Source organism: Mesorhizobium hunchu, from assembly GCF_040081975.1.
Taxonomy (GTDB): domain Bacteria; phylum Pseudomonadota; class Alphaproteobacteria; order Rhizobiales; family Rhizobiaceae; genus Mesorhizobium; species Mesorhizobium hunchu.
In genome coordinates this window covers 22128-42181 of sequence record NZ_JBEBMG010000012.1, presented here as the reverse complement: position 1 = coordinate 42181, position 20054 = coordinate 22128, and the positions used below count along the sequence as shown (strand labels likewise).

The 20054-nt window shown below is 66.3% G+C and carries 15 protein-coding genes; 9 read left to right on the top strand and 6 right to left on the bottom strand.

Going from position 1 to position 20054, the window contains the following annotated elements:
- Position 1: 1 nt before the first annotated feature.
- Complete coding sequence (locus ABMA46_RS18160) at positions 2–2047, bottom strand: FUSC family protein (protein ID WP_349001412.1); 2046 nt, start codon at positions 2045–2047, stop codon at positions 2–4.
- A gap of 263 nt (positions 2048–2310) precedes the next feature.
- Between ABMA46_RS18160 and ABMA46_RS18155 the strand changes: the two genes are divergently transcribed.
- A complete protein-coding gene (locus ABMA46_RS18155) occupies positions 2311–2766 on the top strand; it encodes a MarR family winged helix-turn-helix transcriptional regulator (RefSeq protein WP_349001411.1) in 456 nt (151 codons plus the stop codon).
- Positions 2767–2814: 48 nt separating this feature from the next.
- On the opposite strand, the gene ABMA46_RS18150 is transcribed toward ABMA46_RS18155, so the two are convergent.
- Both ABMA46_RS18150 and ABMA46_RS18145 read right to left on the bottom strand, forming a co-directional pair.
- A complete protein-coding gene (locus tag ABMA46_RS18150; RefSeq protein ID WP_349001410.1) occupies positions 2815–3771 on the bottom strand; it encodes a sugar-binding transcriptional regulator in 957 nt (318 codons plus the stop codon).
- Positions 3772–4021: 250 nt separating this feature from the next.
- A complete protein-coding gene (locus ABMA46_RS18145) occupies positions 4022–5551 on the bottom strand; it encodes a glycerol-3-phosphate dehydrogenase (protein ID WP_349001409.1) in 1530 nt (509 codons plus the stop codon).
- 806 nt (positions 5552–6357) lie between these two features.
- Here ABMA46_RS18145 and ABMA46_RS18140 point away from each other — a divergent pair.
- The 8 genes from ABMA46_RS18140 to ABMA46_RS18105 all read left to right on the top strand — a co-directional run bounded on the left by ABMA46_RS18140 (position 6358) and on the right by ABMA46_RS18105 (position 15695).
- A complete protein-coding gene (locus ABMA46_RS18140) occupies positions 6358–7014 on the top strand; it encodes a DUF2291 family protein (RefSeq protein WP_349001408.1) in 657 nt (218 codons plus the stop codon).
- Positions 7011–8564, top strand: a complete 1554-nt coding sequence (locus tag ABMA46_RS18135; RefSeq protein ID WP_349001407.1) for a sugar ABC transporter ATP-binding protein — start codon at positions 7011–7013, stop codon at positions 8562–8564. Before ABMA46_RS18140 ends, ABMA46_RS18135 begins: the two co-directional genes overlap by 4 nt.
- A 13-nt stretch (positions 8565–8577) precedes the next feature.
- Positions 8578–9630, top strand: coding sequence for an ABC transporter permease (locus ABMA46_RS18130; RefSeq protein WP_349001406.1), 1053 nt, complete (start codon positions 8578–8580; stop codon positions 9628–9630).
- Between the two features lie 108 nt (positions 9631–9738).
- Positions 9739–10686 carry a D-ribose ABC transporter substrate-binding protein gene (locus ABMA46_RS18125; protein ID WP_349001405.1) on the top strand — a complete coding sequence of 316 codons (948 nt, stop codon included), beginning with the start codon at positions 9739–9741 and terminating at the stop codon, positions 10684–10686.
- A gap of 123 nt (positions 10687–10809) precedes the next feature.
- Complete coding sequence (locus ABMA46_RS18120; protein ID WP_349001404.1) at positions 10810–11667, top strand: DeoR/GlpR family DNA-binding transcription regulator; 858 nt, start codon at positions 10810–10812, stop codon at positions 11665–11667.
- Positions 11668–11743: 76 nt separating this feature from the next.
- A complete protein-coding gene (locus ABMA46_RS18115) occupies positions 11744–13270 on the top strand; it encodes an FGGY-family carbohydrate kinase (protein ID WP_349001403.1) in 1527 nt (508 codons plus the stop codon).
- Positions 13267–14034, top strand: coding sequence for a DeoR/GlpR family DNA-binding transcription regulator (locus tag ABMA46_RS18110; protein ID WP_349001402.1), 768 nt, complete (start codon positions 13267–13269; stop codon positions 14032–14034). Before ABMA46_RS18115 ends, ABMA46_RS18110 begins: the two co-directional genes overlap by 4 nt.
- Positions 14031–15695, top strand: coding sequence for a glycerol-3-phosphate dehydrogenase/oxidase (locus ABMA46_RS18105; RefSeq protein WP_349001401.1), 1665 nt, complete (start codon positions 14031–14033; stop codon positions 15693–15695). The genes ABMA46_RS18110 and ABMA46_RS18105 overlap by 4 nt, the downstream gene beginning before the upstream one ends.
- A 78-nt stretch (positions 15696–15773) precedes the next feature.
- Here ABMA46_RS18105 and ABMA46_RS18100 read toward each other — a convergent pair whose 3' ends face one another.
- From ABMA46_RS18100 to ABMA46_RS18090, 3 genes are read right to left on the bottom strand one after another with little or no spacing between them, the layout of a single operon-like run.
- Positions 15774–17069 carry an NAD(P)/FAD-dependent oxidoreductase gene (locus ABMA46_RS18100; RefSeq protein WP_349001400.1) on the bottom strand — a complete coding sequence of 432 codons (1296 nt, stop codon included), beginning with the start codon at positions 17067–17069 and terminating at the stop codon, positions 15774–15776.
- A gap of 57 nt (positions 17070–17126) precedes the next feature.
- Positions 17127–18689 carry an ABC transporter substrate-binding protein gene (locus ABMA46_RS18095; protein WP_349001399.1) on the bottom strand — a complete coding sequence of 521 codons (1563 nt, stop codon included), beginning with the start codon at positions 18687–18689 and terminating at the stop codon, positions 17127–17129.
- A gap of 20 nt (positions 18690–18709) precedes the next feature.
- On the bottom strand, positions 18710–20038 hold the full coding sequence (locus ABMA46_RS18090; protein WP_349001398.1) for an MmgE/PrpD family protein: 1329 nt from the start codon (positions 20036–20038) through the stop codon (positions 18710–18712).
- Positions 20039–20054: the final 16 nt, after the last annotated feature.

Genomic DNA, 20054 nt, shown 5'->3' with positions numbered 1-20054 from the left:
TCTACTCGGCTGCGAGAGGAATGGTCTGGGCGGGCAACGGCAGGCTGGGTGCGGGCGCATCTTGAAACAAGGCGCGCCGCAAGCCGACCAGCGCGTCCATCGAACGGCGCGCCGGCATGGCCATGCGGCCGCAAAGCGCGGCGAGGGCAAAATCGATTTGCGAGAGCAGTCGCGGGGAGGCCTCCAGGGCCGCGCGCCGACGGACACGGCTGTCATACAGGGCGGCTATGCCGGAGAGGACCCTGTCGACCGCTCCCCTCTCTTCAACCGTCAGCCGGCGACGCATCCGCTGCAATTCGACGATGTTGAGGCCGAGCCGGATTTCGGCATAGCCGTCGATCCGCGACAGTTCCCTGTCTTCGACGCCCGCCAGCCGCGGGACGATCTGGCCGAGACGGTCGAGCATGAGGCCGGCGAGCCGGCGCTGGTCGCGCGGCCGGTCGCCTGCCGCCAGGTCGGCAAGGTCCCTCCAGCCGGCGTGCAGGAGGCGGCGGGCGGCGATCTCGCCGCCGAACGGCCGCATGACGAGGGTCCACACGAGCGCGTAGCCGACGCCGGCCAGAGCGGCGAGACCGCCGCCGGCGAAAGCGGCGAAATCAGCCGAGAAGCGGTTGCCCAGGGCAATGAAGGACGCCGTATTCACGGTGAGCAGCATGGCCAGCATGCTCAGTTGGGGGCGTGGGATAAGCGTGCCGAGCACAAGGAACGGCGGCGCGAGCACCAGGGCCAGCATCGTGAATCCCTGTATCGACGGCAGGATCGCGAAAAGATAGACGCCGGTGGCCACCAGGCTCACCGAGCACCAGACGAACATCGAACGCAGAAGCGGGGCAGGGCGGTCCTGCGCGGCGAAAAACGAGCAGGACACCGCCGCCATGAGCACGAAGCCGGATCCCTCCGCCCAGCCGGACCAGATCCAGATCGCGCTGGCGACCAGCGTGGCGGCAACGACCGAAGCCGCATAGAAGAACAGCATTCCGTAATCGTGGTGACGGGTCCGCGCGAAGGTGCGGCGCCTGCGGAAGGCAAGCCTGCCGCTGCGCGGATCGCCTTCGGCGATTTTCGCGTTCAGGATCAGGCAGTCGTGCCAGACGTCGACGATCTCGCGCAGCCTCGCCAGCGCGCTGTCGAGGATCATGCCGTTCCAGTCCGTTAGGTCGGAGGCGGGCCGCAACGCGCCGATGCGGGCGCGCAGGGCAGGGGCGCGGTCCGGATCCTGCGCTGTCTCCAGCCACGACCCGACATCGCCCAGCAAATCCGACAGGTGCGGCGGCAGTTCGCCGCCCTGCGCTTTCAGGCCATGCAAGCGGTCCGACAGTGAAGACAGCAACGGCAGCAGCAGCATGAGCCGTCCGCGCAACTGCCGCGCCTGTCGCGTGACGCCGCGCGTCTGCGGGTCGTAGCCGAGCTGGCTGATCAGGATGTCCAGACCGGATATGTCCGACGCCAGTCTTTGGCGAGCCAGCGGCGTGGACGGAGCCGCGCCCCCGCCTTGGAGGATATCGCCCGCCCATGAAGCGGCGTCGCCGAGCCACTTGGATATCCGCGAAGACAGCAGTGAGGAGAGGCCGACCGGAAACACAACCTGGGCGACGACGCTCGCGCAGACGATGCCGAGGATGATTTCCTGGCTGCGCGCCGAGGCGATGTCGAAGATCGTCTCGGGCGCATCGACCGCCGGCAGCGCGATCAAGGGAAGGGTGTAGCCCGCCAGCATGAAGACGTAGCTCCGCGGTGTCCGGTCCAGCAGGGAGATGTAGAGCAGGCTGCCGGTCCAAAGCGCCACCACCACACTCATCAGAAGGGGGCTGGTGACGAACACCGGCAGGAAGAAGACCGAGGCCGCGGCTCCGATCAACGTCCCCAGCGCCCGGTAGAGCCCCTTGGACGAGGTGGCGCCGGCCAGCGGATTGGCCACGACATAGACTGCCGCCATGGCCCAATAGGGCCGCGGGAGATCGAACCATAGCGCGATATAGAGCGCCAGCATCGAGGCGATGAACGCCTTGACCGAAAACAGCCAGTCCTGCCACGAGGGGAGCGTCATGCCGACACCCCGATGGCTGCGATCCGGCCGAACGCCGAAACGCCGTGCCGACCGGCGACGGAGACCGGACTCTCCGGTCTTGCCCGGGGGACTCGACGGGATGAGGCGTATGAATGCATTGTCGGTGGCTGGAGGGTGGGACGCGACACGAGTGGTTCAAGGGCAACGGTGTCGCCCTTCCTTTGGAAGCGGATATCGGAGCAACAGGGGTCGATATCCCGATATTGATTGTATCAAAATAGATTGTATGCGAAGAATTTTCAATGGCAGATGAACGATCCAGAAGCCGCGAATCGATCGGCCAGCTCATCACCAGCATTGCCCGCCTTTGGCGTCGCACCGCGAACGAGCGACTGGACCGTTACGGTCTGTCGCACGCCGTGGCGATGCCGCTGCTTGCTCTGTGGCAGTTGGGCGGCGAGGCGCGTCAGGGTGCCGTGGCCGAACAGGCCGGGCTGGAAGGCCCCTCCCTTGTTCGGCTCATCGATCTTCTGGTCGCCGAAGGGCTGGTCACCCGCCGCGAGGATGCCAGCGACCGGCGGGCCAAGATATTGACGCTGACCGACGAGGGCATGGTGCGCATGAAGTCGATCAACATGGTGCTTGCCGAATTGCGCCATGAACTCGTCTCGCTCATAGGAGACGAGGAGCTCGAAACGGCATCTTCGGTGCTGCGGCAAATCCAGGCCGAGCTGCGCAACCGGACGCCCGAAGGCTGAGCCGGAAACCATTGGACGGCCACAGGACTGCGGGACCTGTCGGGCCTGTCATTTTTCGAGCAGGGCCCGGGCCGTCGGCTCGTCGGTGATGAGGCCGTTGAGCTTCGCACTGGCCAGCAGCGCGCGGATCGCCTCGGTCTTTCCCGGACCGCCGGCAATGGCGACGATGCGCCCCTCATGCCCGCTTTCGAGATCGACGGACAGGGTGCGCGCCGTCAGCGTCGTTTCCAGTTCGCGACCATGTGCGTCGAAGAAGTGGCCCAACATTTCCCCGACGCCGCCGATGGCGACGATCTCCTCGATCTCGCGCGGCTCGATCATGCCAGTGGCGACGAGTTGGGTTCGCTGGTGAACCGTGCCGATGCCGACGATCTTGAGCGGCGCGCGGTTCGAGAGATCAAAGACCTCGCGCACGCCGCGCTGCGATAGCAGGACTTCCAGATCCTCGACCGAATTGGCGAAGAACGGCACCGGCATGACATAGGCCTGCGCGCCGGTTTTCTCTGCCAGCCTGTGCATCACGTCGTGCGGATTGGCCGCATAGTTGCGCGTCAGGCCGCCAAGCAGCGAGACGAAGCGGACGTGGCTGGCGTCGAAGCGCGGCATCTGGCCGATCGCGGCCGCCAGCGTGCGTCCGTGGCCGAGCCCGATAAGATCGCTCGACCCATGCTCGATCTCGCGCCGCAGGTAGCTCGCGCCGGCGAGGCCCAGGGCGCGTAGCGGCAGGCCCTCTTCCCCGAGGTCGGGCGCCACTTCGCAGGAATCCAGGCCGTAGCGGTCGCACAGCTCGTTCTCCAGCGTCACGCATTCGACGATCTCACCGTCGATCGACACCTTGACCGCCCCTTCGGCGACGGCGCGCGCGATCAGGCGGTGCGCCTTGACCGAGGGCAGGCCGAGACGCTTCGCGACCGCCGACTGGGTCAGCCCCCCGGCATAGTGCAGCCACGCGGCACGGATGGCCAGCGACTGTTCCGGATCGATTGCGCCTGCCTGTTTCAGCATGTTCGTTCCCCTTTGCGACGTTCTCTCAAGCGCTGTCTCGTCGGATTCCGGTTTTGCCCCAGAATGCGATGCTTTCGACGGTCCGCGCAATCACCTGCCAGTCATCCGATCGCCATTCTTCAAATCCGGTTCCAGCAAACTCGTCGTTGTCGCCGCCGCCGCTTTCCGTCAATGCCTTCAGGGCGGCTCAGGCTGAATGCAGCCATCTCAAGTCGTCGCGCCTGCGTGTTGTTGATAGTCGCTTTGTCATTCACGCGGCCTCTGCGAGATGCTCGGCCTCGAACCATGATGCGAAGGCGCGGCGTTGGGCATCTGTGAGGTGGAGGTGGTGCTTGGTGCGCCGGTAGAGGATGTCGTCGGGCGTGCGCGCCCACTCCCTGGCGACAAGATAGCGCACCTCCGCCTCGTAGAGCAGGCCGCCGTGGTGGCGGCCGAGATCGTCCAGGCTTGCGGCGTCCCCGACGACGTCCTTGGCGCGTGCGCCGTAGAGGCGGCCGTAGTGATGGACGAGATCGCGCCCCATCCACGGCCACGCCTCGCGCAGGCTGTCGGCGAATGTCTCGTAGTCGGCGCCGGGGATGTCGCCGCCCGGCAGCGGCGCGCTGCCGGTCCAGTCCCCGCCCATCCGCGGGAAGACGTGCCCGAGCCTGTGCAGACCCCGCTCGGCCAGTTCGCGGAAGGTGGTGATCTTGCCGCCGAACACGTTGAGCAGCGGCACGCCGCCGGTTTCGTCGAGGTCGAAGACGTAGTCGCGCGTCACGGCCGACGGATTGCCCTTGCCGTCGTCGAACAGCGGCCGCACGCCAGAGAAGGCATGGAGCACGTCGCGCCGGCGCAGCTTCTCCTTGAAGTAACGGTTGACCGCCGCGATCAGGTAGTCGATCTCGCTCTCGTCGATCTCGACGTCCTCGGCGCGGCCCTCATAGGCGATGTCGGTGGTGCCGATCAGCGCCAGCCCGTTCTCATAGGGGTTGATGAAGATGACGCGCCTGTCGTGGTTCTGCACCAGATAGGCGTTGGCGCCGGCCCAGAACTTCGGCACCACGATGTGGCTGCCCTTGACCAGGCGCACCTTGCGCGACGAATTCGATCCCGCCACACGGCCGATGACGTCCGAGACCCACGGCCCGGCCGCGTTGACCAGGCAGCGGGCGCGGAAGGTGCGGGTTTTTCCCGTCGCCGCGCCCCCCGTCGCCGCATTTGTCGTCGTCACCGTCCAGGCGCCGTCCTCGCGGCGGGCCGAGACGACGGGCGAGCGGGTCAGCACCTGCGCGCCCCGCTCGGCGGCGTCGAGCGCGTTGAGCACCACCAGGCGCGCATCGTCGACCCAGCAGTCGGAATATTCGAAGCCGCGCGTATAGCGATCGAGCAGCGGCGTCCCTTCCGGATCGCGCCGCAGGTCCAGCGTGCGCGTGCCCGGCAGCCGCCTGCGCCCGCCCAGATGGTCGTAGAGGAACAGGCCGAGCCGCACCAGCCAGGCCGGCCGGTCCTCAGGGCTGTGCGGCAGCACGAAGCGCAGCGGCCAGATGATGTGGGGTGCGGCCTTCAACAGCACCTCGCGCTCGATCAGCGCCTCGCGCACCAGCCGGAACTCGTAATATTCGAGATAGCGCAGCCCCCCGTGCACCAGCTTGCCCGAGCGCGACGACGTCCCTTCGGCCAGGTCCCCCTTCTCGGCCAGCACAACCGACAACCCACGCCCCGCCGCATCCCGCGCAAGACCAGCACCGTTGATCCCGCCGCCGATCACAAACAGATCGACGCTGTCCGGTTCAGACATCCGCTGCTCCTTCAGATCTTTGTGCGGAAACATCCGCCGCTCGACAGCAGGGCAATGCCTGTTCTCCTCCCCGTTTGCCTGCATACGCCTCGCCGCGAACGCAGCTCCATGAACGCGCGGTGGCGCATCCATACACGGCGCCCTCTCGTCCGCATTCTAAAACTATCATGGAAATAACACAATGCATGAATTTTTTTGCTGGCACCGTAGTTTTATTCAGCCATATTGATATGATCGAGACCGCGAGGAACAGCGCCCGGCGCAGCAGCTTCGCCGAGGGAGGCGCAGGCGCAAACACAAGGGGCTCGAGGCATTTCAGGTTAGCCTGCCGCACCTTGCGAGAAATGTGGCTGTGAGAAAAAACACTGTCTGATTAACCGGTTAATGACAATATTCCAGTATTGGAACGACCCCTGTACCGCATCCGCAAAGATGAAGCGCATACCCCATCCAACCACGACACCGGTCCGATGAGGCGAATTCAGGTATGGCAATACCTTTGACAATTCGCCCGCCGAAAATCGTTTTCGCAGAACAACGGGCCATATCGGAGCGGTTCCGAAACCTAACATACTTGACGCAAATATAACACGGATATAACATGAATGCGGACTGAAAACGATGCGGGAGGAAACGCGCATCACAGATCGGGGGCGGAGAGCATCGATGCAGGCAATTGGCTCGGAAACGTGCTGTCACCGCCAGGCGGGCATCGGGCCACGCGCGCCGGCAGCCGACGCCGCCTCCCTCGGCATTCACCGGTTCCATCCCAACCAAGAGCTTGAACCCAAACAAGAGCTTGAACGATGAACGTCATGCCAGCCCGAACGCCGAAAGCCCCTGCCCCGTCGCGCCGTGGCCTGACGATCGCCATCGGCCTCGGCATCGTGGTTCTCGCTGCGATCGCGCTCGACACGAAAGTGGTCGGGATCGGCTCCGACGCGGATGTGCGCAAGGAAGCTTTCTCGCCCGATCAGTTCGGCGACAAGGAATTTCCCCGTATCCAGACCTTTGTCGTGGAACACGCGGTCGACGCGGCGACCCTGGGTCCCGCGGTCCTGGCGGACAAGAAGGCGGCGGCCGCCCAGTACGGCACCGCGTCCTCGACCGGCGCCATCATGCCTGTCCGGCTGACCGGCACGGCCGGAGAAGCAAGATCCGGCGTTTACGACCTCAAGGTCGAAGGGGCACCTGAGGACATCCATGTCCGCGTGCAGATGGGGCCGGCCATCAACGGCACCGACCTGCGCGACGCGACCGGCGACATCGCGTTCGGCTCCTTCAAGAACCAGATCGAATACCAGGACGCCGGCTCCGGCATCAACCGTGCCATGAAGAAGGCCGTGCTGGACGAGATCGACACGGCAAGCCTGTCGGGCAAGACGATGGAGATTTTCGGCGCTTTCCGGCTGATCAATCCCAAGAACTGGCTCATCACACCCGTGAAGGTCACGGTCAAATGAGCGATGCTTCAGGCTCCACGCCGGCAAACGTCCCGGCAAAGGGCGAGGTCGTCCTCGCGGCCCGCAACATCGCCAAGTCCTACAGCGGGATCAAGGCGCTGAAGGGCGTCAATTTCGACATCCGCCGCGGCCAGGTGACGACGCTGTTCGGCGAGAACGGAGCCGGCAAATCGACGCTGATGAAGATCCTGTCGGGCGTCGTCCAGCCGACCTCGGGCGAGATCGTCCTCGACGGGCGGCCCATCGTCTTCTCCTCCTCCACCGACGCCCGCAACCACGGCATTTCGATCATCCATCAGGAACTCAGCCTCGCGCCCAACCTGTCCGTCCGCGACAACATCTTCATGGGCCGCGAGATCACCGGTCCGGCCGGCGTCGACTATGGAGCCGAGGAGCGCCAGGTCCGCGACCTGCTCAAGGAACTGGAGGAGGACATCGATCCGCTGACGCCGGTCGAGGAGTTGCGCCTCGGCCAGCAGCAGATCGTCGAGATCGCCAGGGCACTGTCGGTCGAAAGCCGCATCCTCATCATGGACGAGCCGACCTCTGCGCTTTCCGCCGCCGAGGTGGATGTGCTCTTCAAGGTCATCCGCGACCTGACCGCCAAGGGCGTGTCGATCGTCTACATCTCGCACCATCTGGAGGAAGCGCTGCAGATCACCGACCATGCGGTGGTGCTGCGCGACGGCAACATGACCGCCTCGGCGCCGCGCGCCGAGATCGACCTGGAATGGATCGTGCGCAACATGGTCGGCGAGAACTACGACCTCGGCAGCCCGCCGACCGGCTACGAATTCGGTCCGGTGATGCTGGCCGTGCGCGACCTGACCGTGCCCGATCCGGCCGGCGGCGGCTACAACGTCGTCGACCGCATGTCGCTCGAGGTCCGGGCCGGCGAGATCGTCTGCATCTACGGCCTGATGGGCGCGGGCCGCACCGAGCTTCTCGAAACCATCGCCGGCCGCTTCACCGCCACCTCGGGCGAGATCGTCCTCGACGGCAGGGAGATTTCCCATCTCTCCATAGGCGAGCGCATCGCGCGCGGCCTCGCCCTGGTGCCGGAAGACCGCCAGCGCGACGGACTGGTCCAGACCATGTCGGTCGGCCAGAACCTGTCGCTGGCCTCGATCCGGGAATTCACCCGGGGCGTGTTCACGTCGATCCGGCTGGAAAAGGCGCTGATCCGGAAATCGATCAGCGACGTGACGGTCAAGACCGACGGGCCGGACGCGCCGATCGGTTCGCTGTCCGGCGGCAACCAGCAGAAGGTGGTGATCGGCAAGATGCTGGCGACCGACCCCAAGGTGATCGTGCTCGACGAGCCGAGCCGCGGCATCGATGTCGGCGCCAAGGCGGAGGTGTTCCGCATTCTCGCCGCGCGCGCCGCCGCCGGCCAGGCCGTCGTCTACACCACGTCGGAAGTCAACGAATGCCTGTCGATCGCGCATCGCATCGTCATCATGCGGCGCGGCCGGATATCGGCCGAGTTCGGCGCCGACGTTTCCAAGGAAAAGATCATGGCCGCCTCGGGCGAGGCGGAGGCAGCGTGAGCGGGATCGCGACATGACCGAAACGAACGCCAAACGACTGTCTTCCACGGGGTCCGGCATCCTGAGCGGTGCCAATCCGGTCAAACTCCTGCTCAGGGGGCGGGCGTTCTTCGCCTTGATCGCGATCGTCATCGTCTTTTCGCTGCTGTCGCCGAACTATTTCACCGCCTCCAACTTCCTCATCATGTCGTCGCATGTGGCGATCTACGGCATCCTGGCGATCGGCATGCTGCTGGTCATCCTGAACGGCGGCATCGACCTGTCGGTCGGCTCGATCCTGGCGCTGTGCGGCGTCGTCGCCGGCGCGCTGATGCAGGGCGTGGTGTTGAAGCCGTTGGGCGTCATCCTGTTCCCGCCTGTCTGGGCGGTGGTCGTGCTCACCTGCGCGCTCGGCGCCGTTCTCGGCGCCTTGAACGGCGTCCTCATCGCCTGGTTCAAGGTGCCCGCTTTCGTCACCACGCTGGGCGTCATGTACATGGCGCGCGGCATCGCGCTTTTGATGACCAACGGCCTGACCTACAACAATCTCGCCGGCCGGCCCGAACTCGGCAATACCGGCTTCGACTGGCTGGGCTTCAACCGGCTGGCCGGCGTGCCGATCAGCGTCATCGTGCTGGCCGTACTGGCCGTGCTGACCGGCCTCATGCTCGCCCGTTCCTCCTTCGGCCGCTGGCTCTACGCCTCCGGTGGCAACGAGAACGCGGCCGACCTTTCCGGCGTGCCGGTGAATTTCGTCAAGATCACCGTCTACACGCTGTCCGGCGTGCTTTCGGCGATAGCCGGCCTTGTGCTGTCGTCGCAACTGACTTCGGCCGGCCCGACCGCCGGCACCACCTACGAACTGACGGCGATCGCCGCCGTCGTCATCGGCGGCGCGGCGCTGACCGGCGGCCGCGGCACGGTGCGCGGCACCATGCTCGGCGCCTTCGTCATCGGCTTCCTGTCGGACGGGCTCGTCATCATCGGCGTGTCCTCCTACTGGCAGACCGTCTTCACCGGCGCCGTCATCGTGCTCGCCGTGCTGATGAACACGATCCAATACGGGGTGCGCGGCGTCCGTCGATGACGCCGTCCCCCGACAGAGCTTCTCCGGGACGGGAACCGCAGTCGAGACCGTAACCGGAAAGAAGGCCGAGAAATCGGCGGTCCAGCAATCGTAAAAGGGAGTGAGAAAATGATCGACAAGACCAGAAGGCTGCTGATGATCGCAGCCGCCGCACTGCCGCTGATGGCGACCCAGGCGTGGGCCGAGGGCCTCATCAGCATCATCGTCACCGATCCGGCCAACCCATACTGGCTGACCGAGGGCCAGGTCGCCAAGGCGACCGCCGAAAGCCTCGGCTATACGGCTAATGTCAGCGCGCACAAGGGCGACACCAACACCGAAAGCACGCTGATCGACACCGCCATTACCAACAAGTCCGCGGCCATCATTCTCGATCCGGCCAATGCCGACGGCTCGATCGGCGCGGTCAAGAAGGCGGTCGCGGCCAACATCCCGGTCTTCCTCGTCAATGCCGAGATCAATCAGGAAGGTCTCGCCAAGGCGCAGTTGGTCTCCAACAACGCGCAAGGCGCGGCGATCGGCGCGCAGCAATGGGTCGAGGCGATCGGCGACAAGGGCAACTATGTCGAGCTGTTCGGCAACCCGGCCGACAACAACGCCGCCACCCGCTCGAACGGCTACGAGACCGTGCTGTCGCAGTATCCGGACCTGAAGAAGGTCGGCAAGGAAGTCGCCAACTGGGACCGCACCCAGGGCTACCAGAAGATGCAGTCGCTGCTGCAGGCGCATCCCGACATCGTCGGTGTCATTTCCGGCAACGACGAGATGGCGCTGGGCGCCATCGCGGCGCTGAAGGAGGCCGGCAAGCTCGACCAGGTCAAGGTCGGCGGCTTCGACGGTTCGCCGGACGCGGTCGCCGCCGTCAAGGCGGGTGAACTGCAATATACCGTATTGCAGCCTGTCGCGGTCTTCTCGGCCGAAGCCGTGAAGCAGGCCGACAAGTTCATCAAGACCGGCGAGACAGGTGCGTCCTCCGAAAAGCAGCTCTTCGATTGCGCCCTGATCACCAAGGACAATGTCGATAAATACACGGGGCCGTTCACGCTTTCCGAGTAAGGCACGACGCATGAAGGGGCGCGCGCGACGCGCCCCTTTTCCGCTGCACAAGATCCGCCAGCCCGTGAGGCGCCGCTTGCCATCTGCGCCGGATGTGCGAATGGCATCGCAGGAGAGGCTTGGATGAAACATCGCGAGAGTCGGACCGAGCAGGCGTTGAAGACCCTTGCCGGGGATGAGGTGCCGGCCGACAGCCGTCATGCGCGCCAGCTTGTCCGCCGCCAGATGATGGCCGAAGCCGTGCTGGCGGAAGGCACGATGCGCATCGAGGACCTCACCGAGCGTTTCGGCATCAGCCTGATGACCGCGCATCGCGACCTCGACGAACTGATCGAGAAGGGTTTGCTGCGCAAGACGCGCGGCGTCGTTTCGGCAGCCCCGACCAGCCTTATCGAATCGAGCGACCTCTACCGATCCTCGCGCCAGTCGACCGAAAAGCGCGCGATCGCGCAGGCGGCGGCAGCCTTCCTGGAACCCGGCCAGGCCGTCTTCTTCGACGATTCCACCACCGTCCTTCAGCTCGTGCCGCATCTCGCCGCGCGCGTGCCGCTGACGGCTATCACCAATTCCATCACGCTGATGAACGAGCTGAAGGGCACGCGCGACCTCACCCTGCTCGGACTCGGCGGACAGTTCTACAATTGGTGCAATGCCTTCATGGGGCCGGTCACCGTCACGGAGATCAGGCGGCTCAGGGCCGATTGCCTGTTCATGTCGATGTCGGCCATCACCGACGGCATGGTGTTCCACCAGTCGCCGGAAATGGTGGAAACCAAGCGCGCCATGTTCGACAGCGCCGCCATGCGCGTCCTGCTGGCCGACCACACCAAGTTCGAGCGCCGGGCATTGCACGCCATGTGTGCGCTCGACGAGTTCGACGCCATCGTCGTCGACGACGGGACGCCGCCCAGGCAGGTCGAGGCGATGAAGGCCGGCGGCATGAACGTCGTCGTCGCTTCCACCCTCAAGGACAGAACGTAACGATCATTGATGTTAATCTAACATCGTGATATGAGATTTTCTCTCAAAATCCATGCCGCTTGCATGCGAGGTCCGGATGCCCTGCCTGCTGGGAATCGATAGCGGTCTGACTGTCACCAAAGCGGTGGTTTTCGACGAGTCCGGCGTCCCGCTGGCTGTCGCCCGTCGCCGGGTCACGCAGATCATGTCGCAGCCGCGCCATGTCGAGCGCGACATGGACGGCCTGTGGCAGGCCACGGCCGAGGCGATCGCGCAGGCCGTGTCCGAGTGCGGTCGCCCGGCCTCCGACATCGCCGCCGTCGCCGCCACGGCGCATGGCGACGGGCTCTATATGCTGGGCCGCGACCGCCGGCCGCTCGGATACGGTATCCTGTCGCTCGACAGCCGGGCCGGAGACGTTGCAACCCGGTGGCAAGCCGACGGGACGGCAGAAAAGGCGCTGGCGCGAACCGGGCAGACGCCGCACGCCTCCGCTCCCTCCTCGCTGCTGGCCTGGATACGAGACCGCGAGCCGGAGCGCTTCGCCGATATCGGCCATGTGCTCGCCTGCAAGGACTGGCTGCGCTTCTGCCTCACCGGGAGCCTCGGCACCGATCTCACCGAGGCGAGCACCTCCTTCACGGCGGTCGATACGCAAGCCTACGCGCCCGACATCCTGTCGATCTTCGGCCTCGAAGCGCTCGCCGGGGCGCTGCCGCCGGTCGACCGTCCGGACCGGCCTGTCGGTGCCGTCACGGCGCAGGCCGCCCGGCAAACGGGGCTCCTCGCCGGCACGCCGGTCGTGGCCGGCCTGCACGACGTGACCGCCTCCGCGCTCGGCGTCGGCGGCTACGGCGAAGGCGTGGTCGCCGTCGTCGCCGGCACCTATTCGATCAACGAGACGGTCTCAACCGCGCCGCGCATCGACGGCCGGTGGTTCTGCCGCAACGGGCTGGCACCCGGCGAATGGAACAACATGTCGATCTCGCCGGCATCGGCGGCGAACTACGACTGGTTCCTCGACACGCTGTGCGGCGCCGAGCGGGCGGCGGCGGACGCCGACGGCCGGTCGATCCACGCTGTCGTCGGACCGGAAATCGAGGCGGCGCTGGCAAGGCCCTCGACCCTGCTCTTCCATCCCTACCTGTTCGGCTCGCCGCACGGCCCGGCCGCCAGCGCCGGATTCCTCGGGCTGCGCGGCTGGCATGACCGCGGCGACATGCTGCGGGCGGTGATCGAAGGCATCGCCTTCAACCATCGCGTTCATGTCGATGCGCTGCGCGAAGGTTTTCCCGTGCGCGAGGCGCGGCTGACCGGCGGCATTTCGCGCAATCCCACCTTCGCCCAGATCTTCGCCGACGTGCTCGACATGCCGATCACGGTGACCGACACGGAGGAAGCCGCCGCATGGGGGGCGGCTCTGTGCGCCGGCGCGGGCGTCGGCCTGTTCGCCTCGCTGCGGCACGATCCGCGTGGCCCCGCCGCGCTTGGCCGCACCTGCCGGCCGAATCCCGACCGCAGCGCCGCCTTGGACAGGCGCTACCGGCTGCATTGCGATATCGCCGACCGCCTCGCCGACACCTGGCCGGCGATCGAAGCGCTCGCGGAAGGGAAAGACCGATGAGCGCGGGCAATCGCCGGCAGGACATCGCCGATTATATCGTTCAGCATGGCGAGGCGCGCATCGACGAACTTGCGGCGGCCTTCGGCGTCTCGCGCATGACGATCCATCGCCACGTCGATGAACTGGCGCGCCAGGGCGTGCTGCGCAAGCTGCACGGCGCCGTCAGCGCGCAGCCGTCCGGCGTGTATGAAAGCCTCTTTCGCTTCCGCGCGGCCCATGCGACCGCCGCCAAGCAGGCGCTCGCATGGGCGGCGCTGGCCGAGATCGAGCCTGGCCAGGTCGTCCTGATCGACGATTCGACCACCGTCAACGCGATCGGCCCGCTCCTGCCGCAGGTCGCCCCGTCGACCGTCGTCACCAACAGCCTGCCTTTGGCCGAGCAACTGGTGGGCATGGACGACCTGAACCTGATCCTGCTCGGCGGCGAATACCACCCGACCTACAACGCCTTCATCGGCCACATCTGCGAGAGCGCGCTTGAGAAGATCAGGGTCAATCTGCTCGTCTGCTCGGCTTCGGCGATCGACGGCACCGCGGCGCTCATCCAGGACCCGCAGGTGGTGCGGGTAAAGCAGGCGATGGCCGCCGTCGCCTCGCGCACCGTACTGCTCGTCGATTCCTCCAAATTCGGCAAGGTGGCGCTGCATCTCTTCGCGGACCTCGCCGATTTCGACCTCGTCATCAGCGACGACGGTCTCCCTGCCGAGATCGCGGGCAGCCTGCGGGCGGCCGGGGTCAATCTCAGGATCGTTCCGGTGCAATGACCCAAACGCCGTCAAATGTGGATGTCCTCATCATCGGCGCCGGCATCAACGGCGCCGGCCTGTTTCGCGACCTGTGCGAACAGGGCCTGACGGTGGCGATCGTCGACAAGGCGGATTTCGGTTCCGGCACCAGCGCAGCACCCTCGCGGCTCATCCACGGCGGTATCAAATATCTCGAGACGGGCGAGTTCGGCCTGGTCGCGCAGTCGACGCTGGAGCGCAACCTCCTGCTGCGCAACGCGCCGCACGCGGTGCGGCCGCTGCCGACCGTCATCCCGATCTTTTCCTGGTTGACCGGCATCGGAGCGGCGCTGCGCACCCTTTTCGGCAGCACGACCGCCCCGCGCGGGCGCGGCGCCCTGCTGATCAAGATCGGCCTCGCCCTGTATGACTTCTACGGCGCCCGCCGCCGCGTCATGCCCCGGCACGCGTTGTGGTCGAAAGCGCGGGCGTTGACCGAGATTCCCCCGCTGACGCCGCGCATCGTCGCGGCCGGCACATATTACGACGCGACCGTCCGCCATCCCGAGCGGCTGGTGCTCGAACTCCTTCAGGACGGCATCAGGGCCAATCCCGACTCCGGGGCCTTCAACTATGCGCAATTGCGGGAGAGCGACGGTACGGTCGTGCGCTTCGCCCTGCCCGCCAGCGCCGAGCGCAGTTTCCGGCCGCGCGTCGTCGTCAACGCGGCGGGACCCTGGATCGACCATGTAAACGCGGCGCTCGGCGCCTCGACAAAGCTGATCGGCGGCACCAAGGGCTCGCACATCCTGCTCGATCACCCCGATCTGTTGCGGGCGCTGAACGGCCGCATGATCTATTTCGAGGCGAACGACGGCCGCATCTGCCTGGTGTTCGACTATCTCGGCCGCGCGCTGGTCGGCTCGACCGACATCCGCGCCGCCGATCCCGAGACGGTGCGCTGCGAGGATGACGAGATCGACTATTTCCTGGCGAGCCTGCGCGATCTTCTGCCCGGCCTTTCCTTCGGGCGCGAGCAGATCGTCTATGCTTATTCCGGCATCCGTCCGCTGCCGGCGTCGGATGCCACCGCGCCGGGCCTGATCAGCCGCGATCATTCGGCGCCCGTCATGGAGGCAGACGATAGCCGAACCTGGCCGATCGTCTCGCTGGTCGGCGGCAAGTGGACGACCTTCCGCGGCTTTGCCGAAGAGGTGGCAGACGGGCTGCTGGCGAGGCTTGGCCGGTCGCGGCGCGTGAGCACGCAGGGCCTCGCCATCGGCGGCGGCCGCGATTTTCCGGCAGACACCGCCGCGCGCGAAAACTGGCTCTCCGCCGTCACGGCCGAGACGGGGGCATCATCGGCGCGCGCCGAAATCCTGCTCGGCCGCTACGGCACGACGGCCCGCGCCGTTCTGGCGCACGAAGCCGGGCGGCAGGCCGAGCCGCTCGCCGACGCGCCCGACTACACGCTGGCGGAGATCGACTGGCTGGCGCGCAACGAACGCGTCGTCCATCTCGCCGACATCGTCATGCGCCGAACCGCACTGGCGATCACCGGGCGGCTCAGCCGCCGCGCTCTCGAACAGATCGCCGACATCGTGGCGGCCGCGTTGGGGTGGGACGCCGGACGGCGCGAGAAGGAGCTGGAAGCGACGTCGAAGGAACTCGCCCAGCGCCATCGCCTTCGCCTCGACTGACCGGAGCCGGCCGGGACCTTGCGGACCTGCGGCGTGACCGCGCATGGCGGTTTCACGGCTTGCTGACGAGAACCCCCTTCACATCTCCAGTCCCGCTTTGCGGCTTTCAAGCGCCGAGACGACGTGGAAGCCGATCGTGCGGAAGGGTTCGGGGGCGATCCAGCTTGCGCGGCCCATGCTCTGCGCCATCGCGTCGTAGGCGCCTTCGCGGCCCAAGATCAGCTCGGCGAGATGACGGCCGAGCATGGTGCCTTTGGCGATGCCGCTGCCGTTGCAGCCGCCCGACGCGTAGAGCCCTTCGTCGAGTTGCCCCCACCACGGCGCGCCGTTCATGGTGAAGGCGGTCGTGCCGCTCCACAGATATTCGAACCCTATGTCGGCCAGATCGGGCCAGCGCCTAACGAAGCGATCGCGCAGGGCGGCGGTCGCCTCGCGCTCGTCGAGTTCGGCTTCATGCGCATAGAGGCTGCGGACCATCACCCGGTTGCGGCCGATCCGGCGCAGCGTCGTGCCGAGCCGATGCGACGGCAGAAGCCCCCAGGCTTCGGACTCGCCGATCGCGCCGAGGCGGGCGTCCGCAATCTCCTCGGTTACGGCGGCATAGGTATAGATCGTCGCCATCCGCGATTTCAGATACCCGAATTTGGGAATGAAGCCGTTGGTGGCGAGCGCTAGACGCTTGCATTTCACCACGCCGCCGGCCGTCTCCACCACCCAGCCATCCTGCTTGCGGATCGCCGTCACCGGCGTGTTCTCGAACAGGGGGATGGACGAAGGCAGCGCGTCGGCAAGTCCGCGGATCAGCGCCGCCGGCTGCAGCAGGATGGTGTCCTTCATATAGAGGCCGAAGCGGTAATAGGGGGAACCGATGCGGCGCTGGATATCCTCGCGCGACAGGACGGAGTGGGCGATGTTGTTGATGCGCGCCACCTCCACCACCTTGCGCAGCGACGTCTCGCCCGCTTCGGTCGCCGCGGCGCGGATCGATCCCGAATGCTGTATGTCGCATTGGATGCCGTTGTCGTTGACGATTTTCATCAGCCAGTCGAAGGCATCGGCATAGAAGCGGCCCTGCACGCGGGCCTTCTCGGCCATTTCCATCGTGGCGTTGCGGGGCAGCAGGTGCGAGCTCGTAAAGCCGGAGTTGCGTGCCGAGGAGCCTTCGCCGACCGTCGTCGCCTCGATCACCGCAATGCGCGCCTGCGGGTCGATCTCCTGAAGGCGCCTCGCGACGGCAAGGCCGGTGTAGCCTGCTCCGATGACGGCGACGTCGACCGTCAGGTCGCGGTCGAGAGCCGGCCGCGGCAGGCGGGCCGGCAGCATGGCGTTCCAACCGCAGAGATTGGTGTATCGGGGATAGGTAAGCTTGGCCATTTCGATGCTCGGGCGAAATCCGGGGCCGCGCCGCGGCACGGCCCCGAAGGGTGAAGATCAGTCCACGAAGTGGGTCTGCTCGGTCAGCAACGGGCCCAGCGACATCGAGCCCTTCAGCTCGAAGCCCCAGTCGAGCTTGTCGGTGCGTGCCCAGACCTGCGCCGTCTCGGTGATCGGAACGCCGCAGACGTCGGCGACGATCAGCTTCTGCGCCTCCTGCCACAAGGCGATCTGTTTCTCGGGATCGACCTCGGTGCGCGCTGCCTCGATCTGCTTGTCGGCGACGCTGCAATGGCTGAAATTCGTCACCTGGGCGGGTTGCCCCATCGCGCTCTTGGAATCGTAGAACTGCGTCAGATAGATATCCGCCACCGGAAAACGCGCCGCGCTGTAGTCCACCAGAGGGCTGAGGTCCTTGCGGATCATCTGGTGCCATGTGGCATGTTCCACCGGCTGCAGGTCGAGCTTGATGCCGGCTTTCGCCAGCTGCGCCTGCAGGATCTGGTCCGTCGTCGCGTAACTCGGCATCTGGCTGGAGATCATCTTGATCGTGATGCCGTCCGGATACCCGGCTTCCGCCAGCAGGGCCTTCGCCTTCTCGACGTCGTAGGACAACAGCCCCGGGTCGGGATTGAGGCCCAGATTGTTCGACGGAATGACCGATTTCGCGACGCGCGTGAAGTCCGCTCCGCGGAATTGCGCGATCTCGGCCGCATTCACGGCATGCGCCACAGCCTGCCGCACCTTAATGTCGTCGAACGGTTTCTGTGTCCGGTTGAGGTGCAGCACCGCGAGTTCGGACGGGTCGAAGATATCGATCTTCACGCCAGGCGCGGCCTTGACGCGCTGTAGCCAGCGCTGGTCGGCGGTGCCGGCCTCGACGTCGATCTCGCCCGCGGTGAAGGCGAGGTCGCGGGCGGCGGCGGCATTCAGCAGGCGGTAGGTGATTTTCTCGATCTTGGGCTTGCCGCGGAAATAGCCCTGGTGCGCCGTATAATGAACGGCAACGCCCGGTTCCATGGACTCGAACTGGAAGGGACCGAAGCCGACCGGATTGCGGGTGAAATCGTCGCCGCGCTCCTCATACGCCTTCTTGCAGATGATGAAGCCGCCCGAATAATTGGTCAGCAGCCCGAGCATGCTCGGCACCTGGCTGGAAAGCGTGATCTTCACCGTATAGGGATCGACCGCCTCGACGCTCTTGAACGCCGTATAGTCGGAAGCGAAGGCCGAGCGCTTCGGGTCAGCCGCCTTCTTCAGGCTGAACACCACGTCTTCGGCGGTGACCTCGCCGTAGTCGTGCTGCCACTGCACGCCGTGGCGCAGCTTGAAGGTCCAGACCAGCTTGTCGTCGCTCGCCTGCCAGCTTTCCGCCAGGTCCGGCTCGATGGTCGCCGGATCGGTCGAGCCGGGCGCGAAGCGCACCAGCGCGCCGAATATCCAGGCGACCTGCGTGCGGTCCGACGTGCTGGAGGCGAAGTGCGGATCGAGATTGCCGACATCCGCGGCCGCGGCGCCGAGCCTGAGTTCCGTCTGCGCCGCATGGGCCGGCAACAGGGCCAGCCCGGTGGACGCCAGGAGAACGGCAAGCGCTCCCGAAAATAGGTGTCTGGATATCATCGTTTTCTCCTCCGTTATTGTCAGTTGGCTGCCTGCGGAAGGTCGAGCGCCGCCAGCAGCGGAGCGAACCCGACCGTGTGAAGATCCCCCACCGCGGAAATGATCCCCTGGCGGCTTCCATCGCTCAGGCTGATCCTGCCGATATTGGTGAACTTGCGCGTCACCTGGTCCCAGGTCATCGGGTTGGCGACGTCGCCGAGGGGATGGTCGATCACCAGTTCCCGGACGCCGTCGCCCTGGTCCATAAGGACGCGGGCCGGCGTGCGGACCGGGAACGATGCCGCGAAATCCGAAGACGTCTCCAGTTCGATCCTGCCGGCAAGGCCGAGGACATCCGGGTCCGTCAGGCTGCCCGGGTCGACCGGCTGCAGGGCCTCGCTGCCGCGCAGGGCGGCAAGCGCGCAACTGAAATAGAAACTGTACTGCCCGCCCTCCAGCGAGTTCGGCGCCCTCTCGTTGGCCAGCCGCAACGCCTGCGGAAAGGTCTCGATGCGCAGCCGCCTGATGTCGCGGCCCTGCTGGCGCAGCGACAGGATGGCGTCGATGGCGGCGTGCATGTACCGGCAGCACGCATAGGGCTTCAGATAGCATTTCTGGAGTTCCCATGCGCTGCCGAGGTCGTCCAGCAGCACCGCGCGGTCGTAGCGCGCTTCGTTGTCGAGCAGATCCAGCGGCCCGGTGGCCCCGGCGCGCGCGCGATAGGCGGCCGTCACCCCGGCCACGACGGCCGGCGGAATGCCCTCCTTGACGGTGCTGCCCTGGAATTTCGACGTTCCGGTCGGGAAGACGATCGGCCCTTCGCTGCCGGCTATGGCCAGCGCATGCGCCATTTTCCGGGCATCGAGCCCCAGAAGGCGGCCGGCGGCGGCCGCCGCCCCGTAACCGACCCAGCGGCCGCTGGCATAGGTTTCGATGGTGGGCGTGGGGCGGGAAGACGCCACGCGCAGCGCCACGTCGTAGCCGAGCGCGATGGCGTCGAGAATGTCGGCATCGGAGGCCGCGGTCACCTGTCCGACGGCGAGCGCCGCGGGAATGACGCCGGCGCCGGCATGGCCGGCAGCGCCGCGATGGCCGTCGTCGATGTCCAGGGCGCTGGCTGCGGCGCTGTTGGCCATCGCCGCCCCCGCGGGGCTGAGGCGCGCGCCGGTCAGCCAGACCTGGGCATCGCCTCTCCCATAGGCATCCGACGCGGCCTGGCGCGCGGCCGACGCCAGCGGCGAATTCAATCCGGCGGCGGTGGCGCCGAACAGATCGAGAAGCAGCAGCGAGATCGCCTCGCGCGTCCTGTCGGGAAGCGCGCCGGCTGGATGGCCGCTGACGAATTCGGCGAGTTGCGCCAAGGCGTGCATGATGAAGAGACTCCGG

Excerpts from the sequence above, each read along its gene's own strand:
- ABMA46_RS18155 (WP_349001411.1), top strand. The coding sequence starts at position 2,311 with ATGGCAGATGAACGATCCAGAAGCCGCGAATCGATCGGCCAGCTCATC.
- ABMA46_RS18160 (WP_349001412.1), bottom strand. The coding sequence starts at position 2,047 with ATGACGCTCCCCTCGTGGCAGGACTGGCTGTTTTCGGTCAAGGCGTTC.
- ABMA46_RS18130 (WP_349001406.1), top strand. The coding sequence starts at position 8,578 with ATGACCGAAACGAACGCCAAACGACTGTCTTCCACGGGGTCCGGCATC.
- ABMA46_RS18125 (WP_349001405.1), top strand. The coding sequence starts at position 9,739 with ATGATCGACAAGACCAGAAGGCTGCTGATGATCGCAGCCGCCGCACTG.
- ABMA46_RS18120 (WP_349001404.1), top strand. The coding sequence starts at position 10,810 with ATGAAACATCGCGAGAGTCGGACCGAGCAGGCGTTGAAGACCCTTGCC.
- ABMA46_RS18115 (WP_349001403.1), top strand. The coding sequence starts at position 11,744 with ATGCCCTGCCTGCTGGGAATCGATAGCGGTCTGACTGTCACCAAAGCG.
- ABMA46_RS18140 (WP_349001408.1), top strand. The coding sequence starts at position 6,358 with ATGAACGTCATGCCAGCCCGAACGCCGAAAGCCCCTGCCCCGTCGCGC.
- ABMA46_RS18135 (WP_349001407.1), top strand. The coding sequence starts at position 7,011 with ATGAGCGATGCTTCAGGCTCCACGCCGGCAAACGTCCCGGCAAAGGGC.
- ABMA46_RS18090 (WP_349001398.1), bottom strand. The coding sequence starts at position 20,038 with ATGCACGCCTTGGCGCAACTCGCCGAATTCGTCAGCGGCCATCCAGCC.
- ABMA46_RS18100 (WP_349001400.1), bottom strand. The coding sequence starts at position 17,069 with ATGGCCAAGCTTACCTATCCCCGATACACCAATCTCTGCGGTTGGAAC.
- ABMA46_RS18110 (WP_349001402.1), top strand. The coding sequence starts at position 13,267 with ATGAGCGCGGGCAATCGCCGGCAGGACATCGCCGATTATATCGTTCAG.
- ABMA46_RS18150 (WP_349001410.1), bottom strand. The coding sequence starts at position 3,771 with ATGCTGAAACAGGCAGGCGCAATCGATCCGGAACAGTCGCTGGCCATC.
- ABMA46_RS18105 (WP_349001401.1), top strand. The coding sequence starts at position 14,031 with ATGACCCAAACGCCGTCAAATGTGGATGTCCTCATCATCGGCGCCGGC.
- ABMA46_RS18095 (WP_349001399.1), bottom strand. The coding sequence starts at position 18,689 with ATGATATCCAGACACCTATTTTCGGGAGCGCTTGCCGTTCTCCTGGCG.
- ABMA46_RS18145 (WP_349001409.1), bottom strand. The coding sequence starts at position 5,551 with ATGTCTGAACCGGACAGCGTCGATCTGTTTGTGATCGGCGGCGGGATC.